Genomic DNA, 21093 nt, shown 5'->3' on the forward strand with positions numbered 1-21093 from the left:
TATCTTCCTCCTCTCAGGCGCCGGGCACCAACAGGCGGCAGGCCGCCGCCAGGGTGCGGGTGTCGGGCTCCAGGCCGTTTGCCTCCAGCATCTGCCCCGGGGAGACATGGAACCGCCGTGCGATGTCGAACAGTTCCTCTCCCGGCTGGGCGTAATAGATCCGCAGGGAGATGTCCGGGTCGACGGGGGCCAGAGGCTCCCCTGTCTGGATCTCGCTGACAAAAGGCCTGCTTTCCCGCCGCAGCACCGCTCCCTGGGCCCGGGCGCTGACGGTCACCTCCAGCGTCCCGCCGGTACAGGCGGCCCGGACGTCCTCCGCGGACAGCCAGCATTCGGCATACAGCTCCCCTGCGGGGCAGCCGGCCAGGGGCAGGGTGAGTTCGGCGGATTTGTCATAGCTGTCGATCTCGTCCAGACTGTTCTGGCCAAAGGCAGTCACCTGCACCTTGGCCGTCAGCACCGGGGCATCCCTCTGCATCTCCACCGACACCGGCCCAAAAGAGGCAAAGCAGGCCAGGAGCCGGGTATTCTCATCCGGCAGCGGCCCCGAACAGGTCACGGCAACGCTCTGGTCCACCATGCAGGCCAGCTGTTCCGCCTCCAGAGGGGCCGTCTCGCTGAGGATCTCGCACTGAGTGGAAAAGGCGTCCGCCACGCAGCGCAGCTCATAAGGCCGCCAGGCGCGCAGGTGCAGCAGGGCGGTGGCCGTCAGTTTGCCGGGTCCTCCCTGCTCTCCCTCCGCGATGGTAAAGCCCACCGGCTCGGCCACGCACAGGCACTGGCAGTCCTCCGACAGCCCCTCCACATCCAGGATCTGATTGAAGGGGATCACCGCATCCTGGCTTTGCAGTCCGCCCCCATCCCCGGCCCGCCAGGCGCACTGGGCATGGATCTCGCCCTTGACCACCGCCTTGCCGCTGAGCAGTTTCACCTCTTTGACCAAGGCGCTGCCGCTGACGTCCAGCACGGCGGCGGGGGGCTGGGCAAAGGCGATGGGACCGTCGGCCGAGATCAGCTTATCCAGGACGGCGGCCCGCCGCACCCCCTGCAGCAGATCCAGGCGCTGCTGGATGCCGCAGTCGGCCAGGCCGGTGATCACCTCGGTGCTGCACTGGGCCGACACCGAAGCCGTCAGTTCATAGGCGCCCCGCACCTCGATCCGCCGCGGGTTGACCGCCCTGCAGTTGAGGTATTCTGTCTCCCCTTCCACCACGGCGCTCCAGGAGGAAAAAGAGAACTCCGGCAGCTCCAGACTTTTGTGGAAGGGCAGTTTCTGCTCGGTCTGGCACAGGCCGGCCCCTTCTTCCCCCTGGTAGTAGACGGTGCAGCGGATGTACCCGTCCAGATTCAGGCGGCCCGGCTGCAGCTGTTTTTGCAGCACCACCGGCCGCGCAAAGCACTTGACGATCTTGAACACCTGGGGCAGATAATCCGAGATGAGGATCTCGGCCTCCACCGGCAGTTCTGCCTGGACGGTGCAGCACCCGCCCCCGGCGTAGAGTATATCACGGAAGACCTTCAGTTCCATTGTTGATGGCGCTCCTTTCCTGTCCGCGTTCATGTCCCATTGCGCATGGTCCATTTTATGCGGCAGCCGGCCGGGTTTAGACCGGACGCAGCAAGGCCCGCAGGGCGGCTTGACTTGCAAGCGGCTCTGCGGGCCTTCCGGCTTTGGATTCAGTTTTCTTTCCGGACGCCGAACAGCAGGCGCAGCAGGCCGGCCAAGCATCGCGGGCTCTTGATGACGATGATCTGCATAAATGGTTCCCTGCCTTTCCTTCTTTGCCCTATTATAGGCGGCAGAGGCCCAAAATGTTCCGATCAGGGGGCATCCGGCTTTGTTTCCACCACCAGCAGGGCCCCTTCCCGCACCGACAGGGTGATGCAGTCCGAACCGGGGGCGTATTCGTTGCTGACCCCCAGAGGGTAACCCGCCGTCAGCGTGGCGTCGGTCAGCTCATAAAAGGCGCCCCGGATGTTCACCCCGGAGGCCCGCCCTTCCATGGGAAAGACGGACAGGTAGAAATATTCCCCTTTGGGGTAGGCGCGGCTCTGTCCCGGCAGCAGATAGGTGAGGCGGCTGTGCTCATCCAGAAGGGTGGTCCGCACCCCCCGCTGCTCCAGCCCGAGGCCGGTGCAGAGGTTTGCCAGGGTGTGTTCCAGCCGGCTGCCGCCCAGGCAGCCCAGCATCAGCACCTCCCGGTATCCCTCCCGGGACGCCAGCTTGGCGGCGTATTCGGTGTCGGTGTCATCCTTTACATGGGGCAGCACCACCAGCTCCTCCCCGGGCAGGGCCTGGGGCCGGGGGGCCGAATCAAAATCCCCCACCACGGCGTCGGGCCTCCGGCCCAGCACCTGGCAGCTGCGGTAGCCTGCATCGCAGGCGATCAGGTGATCGTCGGGCCGCAGCGCCGCAGCCATCTGCCCGCTGACCGGGCAGGCCGAAAGGATCACACAGCGCGGCATAGCGTCACTCCTTTTCTCTCCCCATCCCGTCCGGGCGGGGTTTTTACAGGCTGGGCTCCTGTCGCCGGGGCTGTTCCCAGTCTTTGACGTCCTTTACCTCGTCGTACATGGCGCAGTAGCTGTCGTAGCGGGTCTGGGACAGCAGCCCCTGTGCCAGGGCCTCCCGGATGGCGCAGCCCTTTTCGCTGCGGTGGGAGCAGCCCGTGAACTGGCACCGGCCCAGATAAGGCCCGAACTCCGGGAAGGCCAGCTCCAGTTCTTCCTTGGGGATATAGCCCGCCCTGCCGGCCTCCAGGCTGGCAAAGCCCGGCGTATCGGCAATGCGCCCTCCAAAAGCTTCAAAGATGGTCACTTCCCGGGTGGTGTGGCGGCCCCGGCCCAGCTTGCGGCTGATGGCCGCCGTCTCCCGCCCGGCATCGGGCAGAAGGGCGTTGAGCAGGGTGGATTTGCCCACCCCCGAGTTACCGCAGAAAGCGCACAGCCGTCCGCTGATCCAGCCTTTCACCTCGTCCAGACCTTCCCCTGTCTCGTAGTCGATCCGGATGAAGGGCAGGGTGGACTTTGCATAGGCTTTTTCCAGAAAATCCGCACCGGCCAGATCGCTCTTGGTGCAGACCACCACCGGCTGCACCCCTTTATCCACCGCGATGGCGGACAGCTTATCCAGCACCAGGGTGCTGGGGGAGGGCTGAGTGGTGCTGGCCACCAGGAACAGCACATCCAGATTGGCCACCGGCGGCCGGACAAAGACGTTTTTGCGGGGGGCGATCTGGTCGATGACGGCGGCGCCGTTCTCCACGGCCAGGGTGACGTTGTCCCCTGCCACAGGGCTGCGCCGCTGCTTGCGGAAGATGCCCCGGGCCTTGCACTCCACCACGCCCTGCGATGTCTTGACGTAGTAGAAGCCGCCGATGCCTTTCACGATATATCCGTCCATCCTGCGCCCCCGTCAAAACCAATCCCAGGGCCAGATGGTGGTCGTGTCCGACGAGCTGGAGCTGCCGCTCTGCCCCTCCGAGGAGGAACTGGAGGAGCCGCCGCCCCACAGGTCGCTCCACCAGTCGCCGCCGCTGTCTGCGCCGCTGCCCGCATCCGAGCTGGCGGGCGGTTCGGGCGCAGGCTCCGGCCCGGCCGATACCGTCACATTGACCCGGGTGTTGAACTTGACGGTGGACCCGGCCGCCGTCTCCTGGGCAATGATGGTGCCCACAGGCTGGTCGCTGTAAGCCTGGGTCTGGCTGCCCAGGGTCAGACGGTTCTGCACCAGCAGGGTACGGGCGTCATCCACCGTCATGCCTACCACCGAGGGTACGGTGGTGGTGGTGGTGACCTGCTGGCGGCTGACATACACCACCACGGTGCTGCCCGCAGGCACCACGGTGCCGGCCACAGGGTCGGTGCGGATCACCGCGCCCACCGCCACCGAAGGCTCCACGTTCTGCACCACCAGTACCGACAGGCCGCTGTCCCGCAGCAGCTGCTCGGCGTCGGCCTGCACATAGTTGGTGGTGTCGGGGATGGTGACATACTGGGTGCCCAGGCTGACGGTCAGGGTGACGGTCTGGCCTTCCCGCACCACGCGGCCCGCCGCCGGAGACTGCTTGTAGATATAGCCCTCGCCGTAGGTGCTGCTGTATTCCTCCACCCACTCGATGTTGATCTGTCCCGAACTGACCTGGGGGCTGGCCTCGGCCTCGGTGCGGGTCTCGCCCACATAGTCCTCCAGGACGATGTCGGCTTTCTGGTCGGTGAGCATATTGTTGGCGTTGCGCAGGATCATCAGGCACAGAGCGGCGCAGGCCACGGCAAAGGCCACCGTGATGCCCAGCAGCACCGGGATGAATACCGAGCGCTTCTTTTTCCGTTTATGGGGCCGCTGGCCGGACGGCCCTGCGGTATGTGGCTCTTTTTTCTGGCTCATTGTCTGTTTGACCACCTTTTCAGGTGCTTCCTCCGTGATATACTTGTAGGCAAAGACCACATCCGGGTCCTTGACATACTGGTCCAGGGCGCTGAGCATCTCCCGGGCGCTGGCATAGCGGTTCTCGGGCAGCTTGGCCATGGCCTTTTCGGTGATCTCCACCAGGGCCCGCGGTGTATCGGGCGCGGCCTGGGCCAGGGGCTGGGGGGTGTCGGTGATCTGCTTGAGGGCCACCTTGACCGCGTCGTCCCCGTCGAAGGGCAGCCGCCCCGACAGCATCTCGTACATCATCACGCCCACCGAGTAGATGTCGCTGCGGGGGCCTGTCATTTCCCCTTTGGCCTGTTCGGGGCTGATATAGTGGACGCTGCCCATGGCCTTGCCGCTGATCAGCTGGTTTTCGGCCCGGGAGATCCGGGCGATGCCGAAATCCATCATCCGCAGCTGGCCGTTGTCCAGCAGCATGATGTTCTGGGGTTTGACGTCCCGGTGCACCACCCCATTGCGGTGGGCATGGTCCAGCGCCTGCAGGATCTGGGAGATAAAATGGACCGTCTCCCGGCTGGTCAGCCTGCCGCCCCGCTCGTTGAGGTACTCCCGCAACGTCATGCCGTTGACATACTCCATCACGATATATTGCAGCCGGTCGGTGACCGACACATCGTACACCTTGACGATGTTGGGATGGTGCAGCAGCGAGATGGCCTTGGACTCGTTCTTGAACCGGTTGACCAGGTCCGGGTCGTGCATATACTCGGCCCGCAGCACCTTGACCGCCACCACCGTGCCGGCGGGCACCGGGCCGTTCTGGCCCACCGCCACCGCCTTGTAGACGTTGGCCATCCCTCCCGAGCCGATCAGCTCCCGCACCTCATACAGGCCGTCCAGCTTTTTGCCGATCAGATTATCCATGGCGCTGTACCTCCACCGGCTCGATGCCCAGCAGAAGGGCTGTGATGTTGTCCTGGCCGCCCGCCGCGTTGGCCGCGTCGATCAGCCGGTCGGGCAGGTCATAGAAGTTGACCTTGTTCAGCAGCGACTCGATCTCCCCCACCGTCAGGGCGTTGGTCAGCCCGTCCGAGCACAGCAGCAGCATATCCCCCGGCAGCACCACCACCGAGTTGTTGTCCGGCCCCAGGCGGTAATCCACCCCCAGAGCGCGGGTGATGATGTTCTTTTGAGGATGGTGTTCCGCCTCCTCGGGGGTGATGGTGCCGCAGTCCACCAGCTCCTGCACATAGGAATGGTCGTGGGTCAGCTGATGCAGCCGCCCCGTGTGGAACAGGTAGGCCCGGGAATCCCCTGCATGGCAGATATAGGCCCGGCCATCCCGCACCAGGGTGCAGACCACCGTGGTGCCCATGCCGGCCAAAGCCTCCTCCTGGGCGGATTTCTGGAAGATATAGTGGTTGGCGTTTTCCAGCGCCTGGGTCAGGAACTGTTCCTCGGCGCCGGGCAGGCAGCGTCCATACTGGTCCTGGAAGCAGCGCTCGATCACATCGCAGGCCCCATGGGAAGCTTCCCGGCCTCCCCGTGCGCCGCCCATCCCGTCGCACACCAGGCCCCAGGCCGCGCCGCCGGGCAATTCCCCCGCACGGAAGTCGTCCTGGTTTTCCCGCCGGACCCGGCCCACATCAGTTTTCCCTGCAAGTTTCATAGGCATCTCCTTTCCCATCCGGCTGTGTGTGCTGCGCCTGGACCATCTCCTCCCGGCGCAGCTGGCCGCAGGCTGCGCTGATCTCGCTGCCCAGCCTGCGGCGGACGGTGGCGTTGACTCCAAGGCTCGTCAGCTTGGCCTGGAAGCGCCGGACATTCTCGGCGTCGGTGGCCGAATAGGGGCTGCCGTCCACCGGGTTGATGGGGATCAGATTGACATGGGCCCCCATCCCCCGGATCAGGCCGGCCAGCTGCCGGGCGCAGGCGTCGGAATCGTTGACGCCCCGCACCATCGAGTATTCGAAGCTGACCCGGCGGCCGGTGGTGTCCTGGTAGCGGCGCACCGCGTCCATCAGCTGGGCCACCGGGTAGGCGTTGTTCACCGGCATCATCTGGCTGCGGATCGCATCGTTGGGGGCGTGCAGCGAGATGGACAAAGTCAGCTGGAGCTTGCGCTGAGCCAGCCGGTCGATCTGAGGCACGATGCCGCAGGTGGAAAGGCTGATGTTGCGCATACCGATGTTGACCCCGTCGGGGGACGAAATGAGGGAGAGGAACTTCATCACCTGGTCAAAGTTGTCCAGCGGTTCCCCAATGCCCATCAGGACGATGTGGGAGATGCGCTCCCCGATGTCCTTCTGGGCTGTGTAGATCTCGGAGCAGATCTCCCCCGCCTCCAGATCCCGCACCCGGCCGGCCTGGGTGGACGCGCAGAAGCGGCAGCCCATCCGGCAGCCCACCTGGGTGGACACGCAGACGGTGCAGCCATAGTGATAGCGCATGACCACCGTCTCGATGCAGTTGCCGTCCGCCATCCGCAGCAGGTATTTGACCGTGCCGTCCTTTGCCTGCTGCCGCCGTTCGATCTGGGGCGCGGCGATATAAAACGCCTCCTCCAGCCGGGCCAGCAGGGCCTTGGGCTGGTCGGTCATGGCGGCAAAGTCGGTGACCAGTTTCTGGTGCACCCAGTGGAAGATCTGCTTTGCCCGGAAGGCCGGCTGGCCCATGGCCTTCATCTCGGCGGCCAGTTCCTCAACAGTCAGGGAAGATATGCAGCGTTTGTGTTCCATGGTAGTCTCCTGTGCAGCGGCACGAGCGCGCTCTGCCCGGTATGCCGGCGCCGGGAAAGCCCGGATGCAGCCGCACCCCCGCTTGCCCGGCAGGCAGATCCCGCGCAGTGGACCCTCTCAGTCCCGCTGCAATACACAGATGAAAAAGCCGTCCATCCCGGTGCGGCTGGGCACCGACAGGGCCCCCAGAGGGCCGGCTTCCATACCCTGGGGCAGGGCCGGCTGGGGCCGCACCACCCGGAAATCCGGCTGCCGCTCCAGAAACGCCTGGATCTGGGCCTGGTTTTCGTCGGGATGGATGGTGCAGGTGGAATAGACCAGACGCCCGCCCGGCTTGAGGTAGCCGGCGGCGCAGTCCAGAATGGCGCGCTGGGTATCCAGCAGCTGCCGGCGGCGGGGCTCGTCCAGGGTCTTGTAGCGGATATCCGGCTTTTTGTGCAGGATACCCAGGCCGCTGCACGGCACGTCGGCCAGCACCCGGTCCGCCCGGGGAAACGCGGGGTTGGGCTTTGCGGCGTCGTTGCACACCGCTTCCACACAGCCAAGGCCCATCCGGCCGGCAGCGGTGCGGATCAGCCCCACCCGCTTGGGGGTGACGTCGCAGCTGAGCAGCCGGCCGCTGTCCCCCATCTCCTGGGCCAGGGTCAGGGTCTTGCCGCCCGGAGCGGCGCAGAGATCCAGCACCGTCTCCCCGGGCCGCGCACCCACACAGAGGGCCGCCAGCTGGCTGGCCTGCCCTTCCACATGGAAGTACCCCTGCGCAAACAGCGGGCTGGCGGCAGGGCTGCCCTCAAAGGCGGCCAGCAGGCTGCCCGGCACGCGGCCCGGCACAGCCTCGACCCCTTCCCCGGCCAGCAGGTCCGCCAGGGCTTCCGGGGTGGTCTTGAGGGGGTTGGCCCGCAGGGCGGTGCGCCCTCCATCCGCCGGGGCGGTCAGGATATCCAGAGCCTCATCGGGGTAGTATTGGCGGAGAAACGCAGCCACATCCCGCCCCGCCGAGCCCAGCACCATCAGCCGCTGGACCTCGTCCTCAAAGGAGGCAGCGGACAGGTCATAGTTGCAGGCTTTGCGGAGCACGGCGTTCACCAGTCCTGCCGCGCTGGACTTGCCAAACGCCCGGACCAGCTCCACCGCCTCATGGACGGCGGCCGGGGCCGGCACCTGCATATACCTGGCCTGGGTCAGGGCGCTGCGCAGGATGGCCCGCACCGGCGGGTCCAGCCTGTCCACCCCCTTGGGCAGAAACTGCCCCAGGATAAAATCCAGCGTGGCCTGCCGCTCGACGGTGGTGTAAAAGATGGCGGCGGCAAAGGCGCGGTCCCGCCCGGCCAGGGCGCTGCGGTCCAGCTGAGCGTCCAGCACCAGGTTGGCATAGCCCCCCTGCTCCTGATGCAGCAGGGCTTCCACCGCCGCGGCCCGCGGGCCCCGGGGCCTCAAAGGAGATCCCCCGCTTTGAGCCGCAGCCCCGCGGCAAAGGCGCTGCCCTCCATGGGCTTGGAGCCCTCGGGCACCACCTGCAGCAGCTCCACGGCGCCCTCCCCGCAGGCCACCGTCAGGGGCTTTGTGCGCAGGACGGTGCCGGGGGCCTCGCCCTGGCTGTCAGCCAGACGGCAGGCCATCACCTTGACCTTGCGTCCCCCGCCGGTGACGAACCAGGCGGCGGGCCAGGGGTTCATCCCGCGCACCCAGTTGTGGATGTGGGATGCCGGGTCGGTCCAGTGGAACCGGGCCATTTCCTTGGTCAGCATGGGGGCCAGGGTGGCGGCCTCGTGGTCCTGGGGCACAGGGGTCAGGGTGCCGGCGGCGATCTGCGGCAGGGTGCTGCACAGCAGCCGGGCCCCCGCCTCGGTCACACGGTCGAACAGCTCGCCGCTGGTCTCCTCGGGCTGGATGGCGATCTTTTCACAGGCCAGCACGTCTCCGGTGTCCAGCCCTTCGTCCATCTGCATGATGGAAACGCCGGTCTCGGCATCGCCGTTCAGCACCGCCCACTGGACCGGCGCGCTGCCCCGGTATTTGGGCAGCAGGGACACATGCAGGTTGATGCAGCCGAACCGGGGCACGGCCAGCACCTGCGCCGGCAGGATGCAGCCATAGGCCACCACCACGATCAGCTCAGGGGCCAGGGCGCGGATGTTGGCGTCCTCTCCCCCGTCCCGCAGGGTGCGGGGCTGGAACACAGGGGTACCGTGGGCCAGGGCCACCTGCTTGACAGGGGGCGGGGTCAGCACCTGCTTGCGGCCCACAGGCTTATCCCGCCGGGTGTAGACGGCGCAGACCTCATGCCCTGCGGCATACAGAGCCTCCAGACAGGCGGCTGCAATGTCCGGGGTGCCCATAAACAGGATGCGCATTTAGTTCTCCTTTGCGTTGCGGGCGGCCTCGCGGCCCTCCTCGGTGTCCTCATAGAAATAGTCGCTGGACTGCATGATGGTGATGCCGTCCAGATGGTCGTTCTCGTGCTGGATGCACCGGCCCAGCAGGCCGTCGGCCTCCAGCTCGAACCACTGGCCGCTGCGGTCCTGGGCCCGCACCTTGACGGCTGCGGGCCGGGTCACGGCGCCGTTGTGGCCCGGGAACGACAGGCAGCCCTCATAGTGGGTCTCGGTCTCCTCCGAGACTGCCACGATCTCAGGGTTGATAAAGTCGATGAACTTGTACTCGTACCCCTCGGGGATCTCCTCGGGGGCGTCGGTGGTGTCCCACACTACGAACAGCCGGCGCAGCATCCCCACCTGGGGGCCTGCCAGACCCACGCCGTCGGCGGCGATCATCGTCTCATGCATATCGTCCAGCAGGGTGGCCAGACGCTGGTCAAACTGGGTCACAGGGCGGCAGACCTTGTTCAAAATGGGGTCGCCTTCCTGCACGATGGTACGGATTGCCATAAATCATTTCCTCCCTTAATCGCAAAACTTGGAGCGCTGCGCGCCCCGCGGTCAGATCTCTCCATCCGAGTGCATATCCACCGCCAGCGCAGCCCGGGCGGGCAGTTTTTCCTGCTCGTACAGGCCCAGAGCCTGGCGCAGCAAAGCCCGGAACCGCTTGTCGTTGCGGCACTTGATGGTGAGTTTATAGCGGTATACTTCGTTGATCATCAGGATGCTGCCGGGGGTGGGGCCCAGCACCCGCAGGGGGATGTCCGGCTGTTTGACCGCCAGCCCTGCCAGAAGCTGGCCAAAGCGGGCGGCCGCCTGAGCCACCTCCCCTTCCTTCTTGCCCGAAAAACTGACGATACACAGGCTGCAGAAGGGCGGGTAGAGCCCCAGCCGCCGGTATTCGATCTCCTGGGCAAAAAAGGCGTCGTAGTCCTGCGCGGCGGCCAGCGCCAGCACCTGGTTGGCGGGGTCGGTGGTCTGGATGATGGCCCGCCCCGGACTGGAAGCCCGGCCGCTGCGGCCCACCACCTGGGTCACCAGGCTGAACACCGTCTCGCTGGCCCGGAAGCCCTGTGCAAACAGCAGTGAATCGATGCCCAGCACCCCCACCAGGGTCACGTCCTCAAAATCCAGCCCTTTGGCCACCATCTGGGTGCCCACCATGATGTCGTATTCATGGCGGGCAAACTGGGCCAGCAGTTTTTCGTGGGCATCCTTGGCGGCGGTGGTATCCTGGTCCATCCGCAGCACCCTCGCCTCGGGGAACAGGGCCGCCAGTTCTTCTTCCGCCTTCTGGGTGCCGAAGCCCCAGTATTGCAGCCTGCCCCCGCAGGCCGGGCAGGTCTCGGGGCGGGGGGACAGCTGGGTGCCGCAGTAGTGGCAAAGCAGCCGTCCGCCCCCCGCCTTGTGGTACACCATGGGCACGCTGCACTTGGGGCATTTGAGTACCTGGCGGCAGTCCTCGCACTGGGCCATGGTCTGGTAACCCCGGCGATTGAGCAGCAGGATGGCCTGCTTGCCGGCGGCCAGGTTTTCTTTCAGGGCATCTTCCAAAGCCAGGCTGATCTCCCGGGGGTTGCCCGCAGCCAGCTCGGCCCGCATATCTACGATCTGGACGCTGGGCAGCGGCTGGCCCGCATACCGCCGGGTCAGCCGTACCAGCTGGCACCGCCCCGCCTGCGCCTCATAAAACGTCTCGGTGCTGGGGGTGGCGCTGGCCAGCACCAGCATCGCGCCGTTTTTGGCAGCCCGCCACCGGGCCACTTCGTGGGCCGAGTACCGGGGCGCCGACTCGGAGCGGTAGGTGTGCTCCTGTTCCTCGTCTATGACGATCAGGCCGATCTTTTCCAGCGGCGCAAACACGGCGCTGCGGGTGCCCACCACGATATCGGCCCCGCCGTCCTGGATCATCTGCCATTGCAGCAGCCGCTCGGTGTGGTTGAGGGCCGAATGCTGCACCGCCACCCGCCTGCCGAACCTGGCCTTGAGGCGGCGGATCATCTGGGGGGTCAGGCTGATCTCGGGCACCAGCACCAGGGCGGTGCGGCCCAGGTCCAGGCACCGCTGGATCAGCTGCAGGAACACCAGGGTCTTGCCGCTGCCGGTGACCCCGTAGAGCAGCGCGGCATGGGGCCGGCCTGTCTCCAGATGGGGGGCCAGAGCCTGATAGGCGTCCTGCTGCTCTTTTGTCAGCTCCAGGTGTTCGGCTTCCTGGGGGATGTGGGCGTACAGGTCGATGGACTTGTTCACCCGCTGGCTGGCCAGCACCCCTTTGGCACAGAGGTTTTCGGCTACCGCCCGGCTGATCCCATGGGTCTCCAGATCCGCCTGGGTGCGGGGTCCCCCGCCCAGCAGCGCCACCGCCGCCAGCTGCTTGGCTGTGGGCTTGGGCTTTTGGGGCAGCGGGCCCGCCAGGCTGTACAGGATCTCGGTGTGGCGCACCAGCTGCTTTTGCAGCACGGGCGTCACACCGTCGGCGGCCAGGGCGGGCTTATACTGGGCCCCATAGGGGATCACCGCCTTGACCGCCTCATACCAGGTGCAGAAGGTGCGCGCCTTCAAAAAGCGCACCAGCTCCAGCAGTTCCTCGGTGAGGCAGGCGGAGGCGGGCGCCACGTCAAAGATGTATTTCAGTTTGGCGTTCTCGGGCTCGGCGTCGCAGGCCAGCACCACCCCCATGCGGGGGCGGCTGCCGCGGCCGAAAGGCACCAGCACCATACTGCCCAGCCGCACCTGGTTTTGCTGGTCGGGCATGACCGCGTAGGTATACAGCTTATCAAAGTGAAAGGCCGCGTTGCTCACCGCAACACCCACCGTCTTCGGCATCCGTCCAGCTTCCTTTCTTTGTGGTATGTATCGCTTTTCCGGTCCCGCTCAGAGGGACAGCCCGGAGCGCCGGATCATCACATCGTACAGTTCCTCTGCGGCCCGTCCGATGTCATCGTTGACGATCTTCAGGTCGAACGCATCGGCGCAGCGCAGCTCCTCCTGCGCGATGGCCAGCCGCTGCCGGATGTTCGCCTCGCTGTCGGTGCCGCGGCCCCGCAGCCGGGCTTCCAGCGTATCAAAGGACGGGGGGAGCAAAAAGATGCTGGTGGACCCGGGGTAGAGCCGCTTGATGTTGGCTGCGCCGTGGATGTCGATGTTCAGCAGCGTCAGCTTGCCTGCGGCCATCCGCTTTTCCACCTCGGAGCGCAGGGTGCCGTAGTAGTTGCCATTGAAATGGTTGCTCTCCAGGATCTCCCCCTGTTCCAGCATCTGCAAAAACTGCTCTTTGGTGCGGTAATAGTAGTTGACCCCTTCCTTCTCCCCTTCGCGGGGGGCGCGGGTGGTGGCCGAGATGGTCTTTTCAATCTCGGGATGGGCCTGCCGCAGCCGGCTCATCACGCTGTCCTTGCCGACGCCCGACGGCCCCGACACTACAAACAAATATTTTTCGCCTTCCATGGTTATGCTTCCTCCTGTGGGGATTTGGGGTCGGGCTGGACCGGGCTTCCTGCGCGGCCCGCCACCGTCTCGGGCTGCAGAGCCGACAGGATCACATGGTCCGAATCCATGATCAAGACCGCCCGGGTACTGCGCCCATAGGAAGCGTCGATCAGCCGGCCCTGCTCCCGCGCCTCTTTGACGATGCGCTTGATGGGAGCGGAATCCGGGCTGACCACCGCCACCAGCCGCTCGGCGCTGACCATATTCCCAAACCCAATGTTGATCAGTCTCATACCCTTACTCCAGATTCTGGATCTGCTCGCGGATCTTTTCGATCTCCGCCTTCATGTCCACCACCACCCGGGTGATGTCCAGGTCCTGGCACTTGGAACCGATGGTGTTGGCCTCCCGGTTCAGTTCCTGGGTGAGGAAATCCAGCTTGCGTCCCACAGGCTGGTCACTGCCCAGGATCTCCCGATACTGGGCGATATGGCTGCGCAGGCGGACCGTCTCCTCATCCACGGCGGTCTTGTCCCCAAAGATGGCGGCCTCGGTCAGCACCCGGGCGTCGTCGATGGAGCGGTCCTCCAGGATGACCTTCAGACGCTCATACAGCCGATGGGTGTACTTTTCCACCCGGCCGGCGCTCAGGCTCTCCACACGGTCCACACAGGCCTCCACCGTATCCAGACGGGCAGCGATGTCGGCCAGCATCTTGGCGCCCTCCACTCCCCGCATCTCCACAAAGCGCTGCAGGGCCAGAGCCGCCACATCCGATACATCGCTCCACAGCTGTTCCTCGTCCACCGGGGCCTGCCGGGCCACCAGCACATCGGGGAAACGGGCCAGCAGCCCTGCGGTGATGTCGTTCTTGACGCCGAGACTTTCGGACATATCCCGCAAGGCCTGCTGGTAGCTGCGGGCCAGTTCCATGTCCACGGCCACCGCCATGTCAGACGCCTCGGTGTTCTGGACCGTCAGGGTCAGTTCCACCTTGCCCCGGGCAATACGGCTGTTCAGCAGCGCCTTGAGGCGGCTGTCCAGGAAGGCGCAGTTCCGGGGTATCCGGGAGCTGTACTCAAAGTACCGGGCGTTGACGCTGCGCATTTCCACCGTGATCTCCCGCCCGCCGCACACCGCGCTGGCGCGGCCGTAGCCAGTCATGCTGTAAATCATAGTTCCTCTTCCCTTTTCATTCTTTCCAGATCATTTCTGTATATATATCCGCCTTTGGGTCACAGTAGCCCATGTTACGATACATATGGTATTATTTTACTATTCCGGCGGCCTTTTTGCAAGGGAAGCAGACAAAAAACCCTGCTTTCACACACAGTGTTCACCAAACAAAAAAGCCGCGGCTCTCCGGGCCGCGGCTTCAGCCGTTCATTCCTCAAGATAATCCCGCAGGCGCTTGGCCCGGCTGGGATGGCGCAGTTTGCGCAGGGCTTTTGCTTCGATCTGGCGCACCCGCTCCCGGGTGACGTTGAACTCCTGGCCCAGTTCCTCCAGCGTGCGGGGGCGTCCATCCTCCAGCCCGAACCGCAAAGACAGCACCCGCTGCTCCCGGGGGGTCAGGCTGGCCAGCACCGACACCAGCTCCCGGTGCAGCATCTGGCGGCCTGCCTCATCCGCAGGCACGCCGGCCGTGTCGTCCTGGACAAAGTCCTCGATGTGGGCGTCCTCTTCCTCCCCCACCGGGGTCTCCAGGCTGACCGGTTCCTGGGACAGCTGCAGCAGCTGGCTGACCCGGTCCGGCTCGATGGACAGCCGCACGGCGATCTCGGCAGGGGTCGGTTCCCGGCCGTTCTGATGCAGCAATTCCGAGGAGGTCTTTTTGACCCGGTTGATGCTCTCCACCAGATGCACCGGGATGCGGATGGTGCGTCCCTGGTCCGCAATGGCCCGGGTGATGGCCTGGCGGATCCACCAGGTGGCGTAGGTGGAAAACTTGAACCCACGCTGCGGCTCGAATTTTTCCACCGCCTTCATCAGCCCCAGGTTCCCCTCCTGGATCAGATCCAGAAAGGGCAGGCCCCGCCCGGCATAGCGCTTGGCCACCGACACCACCAGACGCAGATTGGCTTCGCACAGGCGCTGCCTGGCCCCCGCGTCCCCTTGCTGGGCCGCCTGGGCCAGGGCCAGTTCCTCTTCCGGCTGCAGCAGGGGCACGGCGCCGATCTCTTTCAGATACGCCTTGACCGGGTCGTCCAGCGTCACCCCCGAGGGGGACAGCTCCTTTTCCAGCGTGCCGATCTGGGCCTCGTCAAAGGGAGGCAGGTCAGGCTCCTCCCCCGCTTCGGGGGCCAGGGCCACCCCGCGGGCCTTGAGGGCCTCGTACAGCGCGTCCAGCCCCGACAGGTCAAAATCCTCCGCCTCCATGGCGCGGCTCAGCTGCTCGGGGGTCAGGGGCCGGCGGCGTGCCTTCCGCGCCAGGGAATCTGCTAGCTTTTCTGGGGACATCAAAAGAGGTCTCTCCTTTCAGTCAAGATGCAAAGCGCACAGGACAGGTGTGGTTCATTCCTCTTGTTCCGTCTGTCCGCCCCCCTTGCGCTGCCGGATCTGGGCGATGTAGTCGGTCAGCTCCTGGTCGCTCATGCCGCCGGCCTGGGCCGAGCGCGGCGCCCCCCGGGCAATCCGCTCCAGGTGCATCTCGATATCCTGGGGCGTGCAGCTCACATGACTGTATTCTGCCGCAGCGGCGCTCAGTTCATTCAGAGCCTTTTCCCCGATCTCCCCCGCCACGGCTCCCAGGCTCACCTCGCGGCCCTGCTCATAGCAGCGCAGGATGGCCTGGTAGCCCTCCCGCAGATCCTCGTTGAGGATCCCTTCCGGCTTGAGGGCCGGGGCGATCTTTTTCAGGTACTCGGGCTGGCGCAGGGCCGCCGCCACCAGCCAGCGCTGGGAAGAGGCCGCCCCCAGCGCCCCGGGTCCGTTTTTGCCAAAGGGCAGTTTGATGGTATCCATCTCGCCCGAGTGCAGGATCTCCTTCTGCCGGGCCGAACGCCGCCGGGCGCCCTCCTTGCGGACGGCCAGGTCCAGCTGGGCCATCACCGCCGTCTTGGAAAGGTTGGTCTCCTCGGCCAGGCGGCCGGCGTACAGTTCCTTTTCGGTGGGGGTGGAGCCGTCCGCCAGGATGGACACCGCCTCCTGGATGTACTCCAGCCGCTGGGTATCCTGCTTGAGATCGTATTTGGACCGGGCCCGGGCCAGCCGGAATTCCAGCGCGTTGCCCGCCCCGTCCAGCAGCTGGCGGAACCGCTCCGGGCCAAACTTCTTGATGTATTCGTCGGGGTCCTTGGCGTTGGGGATGTTCAGCACCCCCACCTGCACGGGGCTGTTGCGGAACAGCTCCAGCGAGCGCAGGGTGGCCTTCTGGCCCGCCTCGTCCGAGTCATAGCTCAGGATCACCTCGTCGGCGTATTCGCTCAGCAGCTTGACCTGGTTTTGGGTCAGGGCGGTGCCGCAGGCGCACACCGCCGTATCGATGCCCGCCTGCTGCATACTGATCACGTCCATATACCCTTCGCACAGCACATACCGGCGGGAAGCGCTCTTTTTGGCGATCTGGAGGGCGAACACCGTATCCGACTTGTGGTACACCAGCGTCTCGGGGCTGTTGACGTATTTGGGTTTGGAGTCATCCATCACCCGCCCGCCAAAGGCGATGACGTTGCCCCGCAGATCAAAGATGGGGGTGATCACCCGCCGCCAGAACAGGCAGTAAATCCGCCCCGCCTGACTGCGCTTGAACAGGCCGCTGGCGTCCATTTCGGCCTGGGTGTAGCCCTTGTCCCGCAGAAAGTGGTAGAGGGCCTGTCCATCGTTGGGGGCATACCCCAGCCCGAACCGGGAAATGGTGCGGTCATCCAGGCCGCGCCGCCGCCAGTAAGCCCTGGCCTGGGCGGCCTCGTCCACGCTGGAGTTGAGGCAGGCATGGAAAAACCGGGCCGCCTCCTTGTTCATCGAGAGGATGCGGCTGCGCATCCGGCCGGTCCCGTCGTCCTCCTCGGGTTCGGGCATACCGGCCCGGGCCGCCAGCAGTTTGACCGCCTCGGGGTATGTAAGGGAATTGATCTTTTTGACAAAGGTGATCACATCCCCGCCCGCCCCGCAGCCAAAGCAGTAAAAGCTCTGGGTCTCGGGGTAGACATAAAAGGACGGCGTCTTTTCATTGTGGAACGGGCACAGCCCGCCATACAGCCGGCCCTTGTGTTTGAGCTGGACATAGCTGCCCACCACGTCCACAATATCGCTGCGGCGCACCAGCTCTTCAACATATTCGTGTGGGATCATCCAAATAACTTCCTTGCTTGATGGTATTCTTCCGCAGTCCCGGGGCGCGGGCCGCTGCGGTCACAGGACGTGCCAACGCCGGGGCACATACAGCTCCTCAAAGGCGCGGATGGCAAACTCGTCGCTCATCCCGCTGATATAGTCGGTGACCGCCCGGTCGTCCCCTTCCTCCTGCGCGATCCGCTGATAGAGGGAGGACATCCGCTCGGGGTGGGCCATGTAGTATTCATACAGGGCCTCGATCACCTTTTCCACCTTCTGTTCCTCGCGTTTGGCCACCTTGTCCACGTAGACGGTGTCGTACATGAACGCCTTCAGCGCCCGGAACGCCTCGTCCTCCGCCGGGCCCGCCTGGATCGCAGGGGGCCGGGTGTGGACCAGGATGCTGTTGATCATGGCGGTGATCCGGGCCGACTTGGTCAGGCCCAGCACATCGGTGGCCTCTTTGGGCAGCAGGGCTGCATCCAGCACCCCCGCGCGCACCGCGTCCTCGATGTCGTGGTTGACGTAGGCGATCTGATCCGCCATCCGCACGATCCGGCCTTCCGGCGTGGCGGCCCAGGTGCCCTTGGTGTGGGTGACGATGCCGTTGCGCACCTCCCAGGTCAAATTGAGGCCCCGGCCGTCCTTCTCCAGACGGTCCACCACGCGCAGGCTCTGCTCATAGTGCTTGAACCCGCCGGGGCACAGGCCGTTCAGCGCGCGCTCTCCCGCATGGCCGAAGGGGGTGTGCCCCAGGTCATGGGCCAGGGCCACCGCTTCGGTGAGGTCCTCATTGAGGCGGAGGGCCCGGGCAATGGTGCGGGCGATCTGGGACACCTCCAGGGTGTGGGTCAGGCGGGTGCGGTACAAGTCCCCCTCGGGCGAGAGAAAGACCTGGGTCTTTTGCTTGAGCCGCCGGAAGGCCTTGCAGTGGATGATCCGGTCCCGGTCCCGCTGATAGACCGGGCGGATGGGGTCCTCCGGCTCGGGACGGGCACGGCCATGGCTCCGGTCCGAAAAACTGGCCCAGTCCGCCAGGGTCAGATGCTCGATCTCTTGGGTGCGCAGGCGTACATCCATCGGCTATACCTCACTTTCAACATCACGGCACAAGGTCCGCCGGCAGTATTCTACCACAGCGGGCGTGTCACAAGGGGTAGAATGATGGGGACTGGAAAAATTTTCCAGTTCAAATGGGTCCGTAGAAAGGTTGGGATACCTCCACCCTGCCCTGGCCGCGGGTCAGCTCCCGCAGCTGGTCCAGCAGAGGGGCCTGGGTACCCGCCCGCATCTGCCACTGCAAGGCCACCCGGTCGGTAAAGACGGGGTCTGCGAGTTTCCCTCCCGCCGCCTCCACCAGCAGCGCCGTCCGCTCATAGAGAGGGTACTCCACCGTCATGGACAGCCGCACCACCGGCTGCACTGTGACCTGGTCGGCCGCTTCCAGTGCCCGGGATGCCGCGGTGGTGTAAGCCCGCACCAGGCCCCCGGTGCCCAGCAGGATGCCCCCGAAATACCGGGTCACCACCACGATCAGGTCGGTCAGGCCGCTGTGGCCGATCACCTCCAGCACCGGGGTGCCCGCAGTCTTGGCGGGCTCGCCGTCGTCGGAATAGCGCTCCCGGTTGCCCGCACGCAGCTTATATGCATAGACATTGTGCCGGGCTGTCCGGTTGGCCGCGCGGATCTGCTCCAAAAAGGCCACCGCCTGCTCCTCGCTTTCCACATGGGCTGCCGCCGCCAGGAAGCGGCTTTTCTTCTCCTCATATTCCCCGGCGGCCTGCCCCCGGATGGTGCGGTATTCTTCCAAGGCCCTGTCCTCCCTTACTTTATTCAAGTATAGTATAACATAAAACAGCGTTTGCGCAAGGGTGCAGCCCGCCCGGCAAAAAGCCCTGTCCTGGCCCCAAAACAAAAACGGGCGCCCCGCCCGGAAGGCGGAGCGCTCGTTGGAACGCATGGAGATGCAGTTTTTACTGTAAAGCCGTCTTACTTGGCAGCCTTGGCAGCCTCGATGGCCTTGACCAGCTCAGGCACGACCTTGAACAGATCGCCCACGATGCCGTAATCTGCAACGCCGAAGATGGGAGCAGACTCGTTCTTGTTGACGGCAATGATGGTCTCGGAGTCCTGCATACCAGCCACATGCTGGATAGCGCCCGAGATGCCCAGAGCCACATAGATCTTGGGGTGGACGGTCTTGCCGGTCTGGCCCACCTGATGGTCGGCGGTCATCCAGCCTGCATCGGTGACGGCACGGGAAGCGCCCACAACGCCGCCGCCCAGAGCCTGGGCCAGCTGCTCAGCCAGGGCGATGCCCTTCTCGACATCCTTGGAGATGCCGCGGCCCACCGAGACGATCACGTCTGCGCCGATCAGGTCCACCAGCTTGGTGGCGGCCTTCTCCACGCTCAGGACCTCGGTCTTGATATCCTCAGCCGTCAGGGAGAAGGCGGGTTTGACGATCTGGCAGGCATCTGCCTTGGCCTGGTCGAAGGGAGCCTTCTTCATAACGCCGGGACGGACGGTGGACATCTGGGGACGGAACCGGGGGCAGATGATGGTAGCCATCAGGTGGCCGCCGAATGCCGGACGGGTCATCTTCAGGTTGCGGTCCTCATAGTCGAACTTCTGCTTGGACAGGTCGATGGTGGAGCTCTCAGCCAGGAAGTCCACATACTTCTTGGTGTCGATGTCCAGATGGGTGGCGTCGGCGGTCAGGCCGGTGTGCAGGCGGGCTGCACAGCGGGGGCCCAGGTCACGGCCAATGTTGGTGGCGCCGATCAGCAGCACCTCAGGCTTGTACTCGTTGACCATATCGCAGACCACCTTGGCGTAGGCGTCGGTGGTGTAATCCTTCAGCAGGGGGCTCTCGCAGACCATGACCTTGTCTGCGCCGTAGCCGCCCAGTTCCTTGGCGATGGACTCCACATGGTCGCCCAGCAGCAGGCCGGTGACCTCGCAGCCCAGCTCGTCGGCCAGCTTGCGGGCCTCGCTCACCAGCTCGAAGTCGGTGGACATCAGTGCGCCCTGCCGCTGCTCGCAGAAGACCCACACGCCCTTGTATTCGTTAAAATCAGCCATTGTAATCCTGCTCCTTTCGTCAGATCAGATGCTTGCTGGCGAGGACAGACGCAAGCTGGGCAGCCACGTCGTCGCCGGTGAGCATGGTGCCTGCACCCTTCTGGGGAGGAGTGAAGGACTTGAAGACGTTGGTGGGCGAGCCCTTCAGGCCGATGGTGTCCACCTCGATCAGGGGATCATCTTTCAGCGCTTCGTAGTCGAAGACTTCCATCGGCTTGTCGTAGCAGGTGAAGATGCCGTTGATGCTCATGTAGCGGGGCTGGTTGAGCTCCTTGATGCAGGTGATCAGGCAGGGGGTCTTGACCCGGATCATCATGTAGCCGTCTTCCAGCATACGCTTGACCACCAGGCTGTCGCCGTCCTTCTGGATGTCGGCGGCATAGGTGACCTGGGGCAGGTGCAGCTTCTCGGCGATCTGGGGGCCCACCTGGGCGGTATCGCCGTCGATGGCCTGACGGCCGCAGAAGACGATATCCTCAGGGCCGACGCCGATCTTGTTGACGGCGGCGGCAATGATCTGGCTGGTGGCGAAGGTATCCGAACCGCCGAACTCACGGCCCGAGATCAGCACGGCACGGTCAGCGCCGCGGGCCAGCAGCTCGCGCAGCATCCCTTCGGCCGGCGGGGGGCCCATGGTCACCACGACCACTTCGCAGCCGGTGGCGTCCTTCAGCTGGAGGGCGGCCTCCAGGGCGTTCAGGTCATCGGGGTTGGTGATGGTTGCCATAGAGGCACGGTCGAGGGTCCCGTCCGGCTTGACTGCCACTTTGCCGGAAGTGTCGGGAACCTGCTTGACACAAACAATTGCTTTCAT

The 21093-nt window shown here is 65.0% G+C and carries 19 protein-coding genes; all 19 read right to left on the minus strand.

Annotation, left to right across the window (positions count from 1 at the left end):
- Positions 1–13 precede the first annotated feature (13 nt).
- On the minus strand, positions 14–1528 hold the full coding sequence (locus B5E66_RS04855; protein WP_087229408.1) for a DUF3794 and LysM peptidoglycan-binding domain-containing protein: 1515 nt from the start codon (positions 1526–1528) through the stop codon (positions 14–16).
- Between the two features lie 293 nt (positions 1529–1821).
- Positions 1822–2466, minus strand: coding sequence for a thiamine diphosphokinase (locus B5E66_RS04860; RefSeq protein ID WP_087229411.1), 645 nt, complete (start codon positions 2464–2466; stop codon positions 1822–1824).
- 43 nt (positions 2467–2509) lie between these two features.
- Positions 2510–3403 (minus strand): ribosome small subunit-dependent GTPase A, encoded by an 894-nt coding sequence (rsgA, locus tag B5E66_RS04865; RefSeq protein WP_087229414.1) that lies wholly within the window; start codon positions 3401–3403, stop codon positions 2510–2512.
- A 12-nt stretch (positions 3404–3415) separates the two neighbouring features.
- Entirely contained in the window at positions 3416–5299 is a 1884-nt protein-coding gene (gene pknB, locus B5E66_RS04870) for a Stk1 family PASTA domain-containing Ser/Thr kinase (protein WP_087229417.1), read from the minus strand.
- Complete coding sequence (locus B5E66_RS04875) at positions 5292–6044, minus strand: Stp1/IreP family PP2C-type Ser/Thr phosphatase (RefSeq protein ID WP_087229420.1); 753 nt, start codon at positions 6042–6044, stop codon at positions 5292–5294. Before B5E66_RS04875 ends, pknB begins: the two co-directional genes overlap by 8 nt.
- Positions 6022–7113: a 23S rRNA (adenine(2503)-C(2))-methyltransferase RlmN gene (rlmN, locus tag B5E66_RS04880; protein ID WP_087229423.1), complete on the minus strand. Its 1092-nt coding sequence runs from the start codon at positions 7111–7113 to the stop codon at positions 6022–6024. The genes B5E66_RS04875 and rlmN overlap by 23 nt, the downstream gene beginning before the upstream one ends.
- 117 nt (positions 7114–7230) lie before the next feature.
- Positions 7231–8550, minus strand: coding sequence for a 16S rRNA (cytosine(967)-C(5))-methyltransferase RsmB (rsmB, locus tag B5E66_RS04885; RefSeq protein WP_087229426.1), 1320 nt, complete (start codon positions 8548–8550; stop codon positions 7231–7233).
- The gene (fmt, locus tag B5E66_RS04890; RefSeq protein WP_087229429.1) at positions 8547–9467 is read right to left on the minus strand and encodes a methionyl-tRNA formyltransferase; all 921 of its coding nucleotides are present in this window, start codon (positions 9465–9467) and stop codon (positions 8547–8549) included. Before fmt ends, rsmB begins: the two co-directional genes overlap by 4 nt.
- Positions 9468–10001, minus strand: a complete 534-nt coding sequence (gene def, locus B5E66_RS04895; protein ID WP_087229432.1) for a peptide deformylase — start codon at positions 9999–10001, stop codon at positions 9468–9470.
- A gap of 51 nt (positions 10002–10052) precedes the next feature.
- Positions 10053–12317, minus strand: a complete 2265-nt coding sequence (gene priA, locus B5E66_RS04900) for a replication restart helicase PriA (protein WP_087229435.1) — start codon at positions 12315–12317, stop codon at positions 10053–10055.
- A 48-nt stretch (positions 12318–12365) separates the two neighbouring features.
- Positions 12366–12938, minus strand: coding sequence for a guanylate kinase (gene gmk / locus B5E66_RS04905; protein WP_087229438.1), 573 nt, complete (start codon positions 12936–12938; stop codon positions 12366–12368).
- Between the two features lie 2 nt (positions 12939–12940).
- Positions 12941–13213, minus strand: a complete 273-nt coding sequence (locus B5E66_RS04910; RefSeq protein WP_087229442.1) for a DUF370 domain-containing protein — start codon at positions 13211–13213, stop codon at positions 12941–12943.
- Between the two features lie 4 nt (positions 13214–13217).
- Entirely contained in the window at positions 13218–14096 is an 879-nt protein-coding gene (locus B5E66_RS04915) for a YicC/YloC family endoribonuclease (protein ID WP_087229445.1), read from the minus strand.
- Positions 14097–14303: 207 nt separating this feature from the next.
- A complete protein-coding gene (gene rpoD, locus B5E66_RS04920) occupies positions 14304–15380 on the minus strand; it encodes an RNA polymerase sigma factor RpoD (RefSeq protein ID WP_087229448.1) in 1077 nt (358 codons plus the stop codon).
- A gap of 54 nt (positions 15381–15434) precedes the next feature.
- Positions 15435–17213 carry a DNA primase gene (dnaG, locus tag B5E66_RS04925; protein ID WP_087229451.1) on the minus strand — a complete coding sequence of 593 codons (1779 nt, stop codon included), beginning with the start codon at positions 17211–17213 and terminating at the stop codon, positions 15435–15437.
- Between the two features lie 60 nt (positions 17214–17273).
- On the minus strand, positions 17274–18275 hold the full coding sequence (locus B5E66_RS04930; RefSeq protein WP_087229454.1) for a deoxyguanosinetriphosphate triphosphohydrolase: 1002 nt from the start codon (positions 18273–18275) through the stop codon (positions 17274–17276).
- Positions 18276–18384: 109 nt separating this feature from the next.
- Positions 18385–19005 (minus strand): IMPACT family protein, encoded by a 621-nt coding sequence (locus tag B5E66_RS04935; RefSeq protein ID WP_087229457.1) that lies wholly within the window; start codon positions 19003–19005, stop codon positions 18385–18387.
- Positions 19006–19184: 179 nt separating this feature from the next.
- Positions 19185–20279 (minus strand): acryloyl-CoA reductase electron transfer subunit beta, encoded by a 1095-nt coding sequence (gene acrA, locus B5E66_RS04940; RefSeq protein ID WP_087229460.1) that lies wholly within the window; start codon positions 20277–20279, stop codon positions 19185–19187.
- Positions 20280–20298: 19 nt separating this feature from the next.
- Positions 20299–21093 (minus strand): acryloyl-CoA reductase electron transfer subunit gamma, encoded by a 795-nt coding sequence (gene acrB, locus B5E66_RS04945; protein ID WP_087229463.1) that lies wholly within the window; start codon positions 21091–21093, stop codon positions 20299–20301.

The sequence above is a fragment of the Faecalibacterium sp. An121 genome, assembly GCF_002160915.1.
In the GTDB taxonomy this organism is placed as follows: Bacteria; Bacillota; Clostridia; order Oscillospirales; family Ruminococcaceae; genus Faecalibacterium; species Faecalibacterium avium.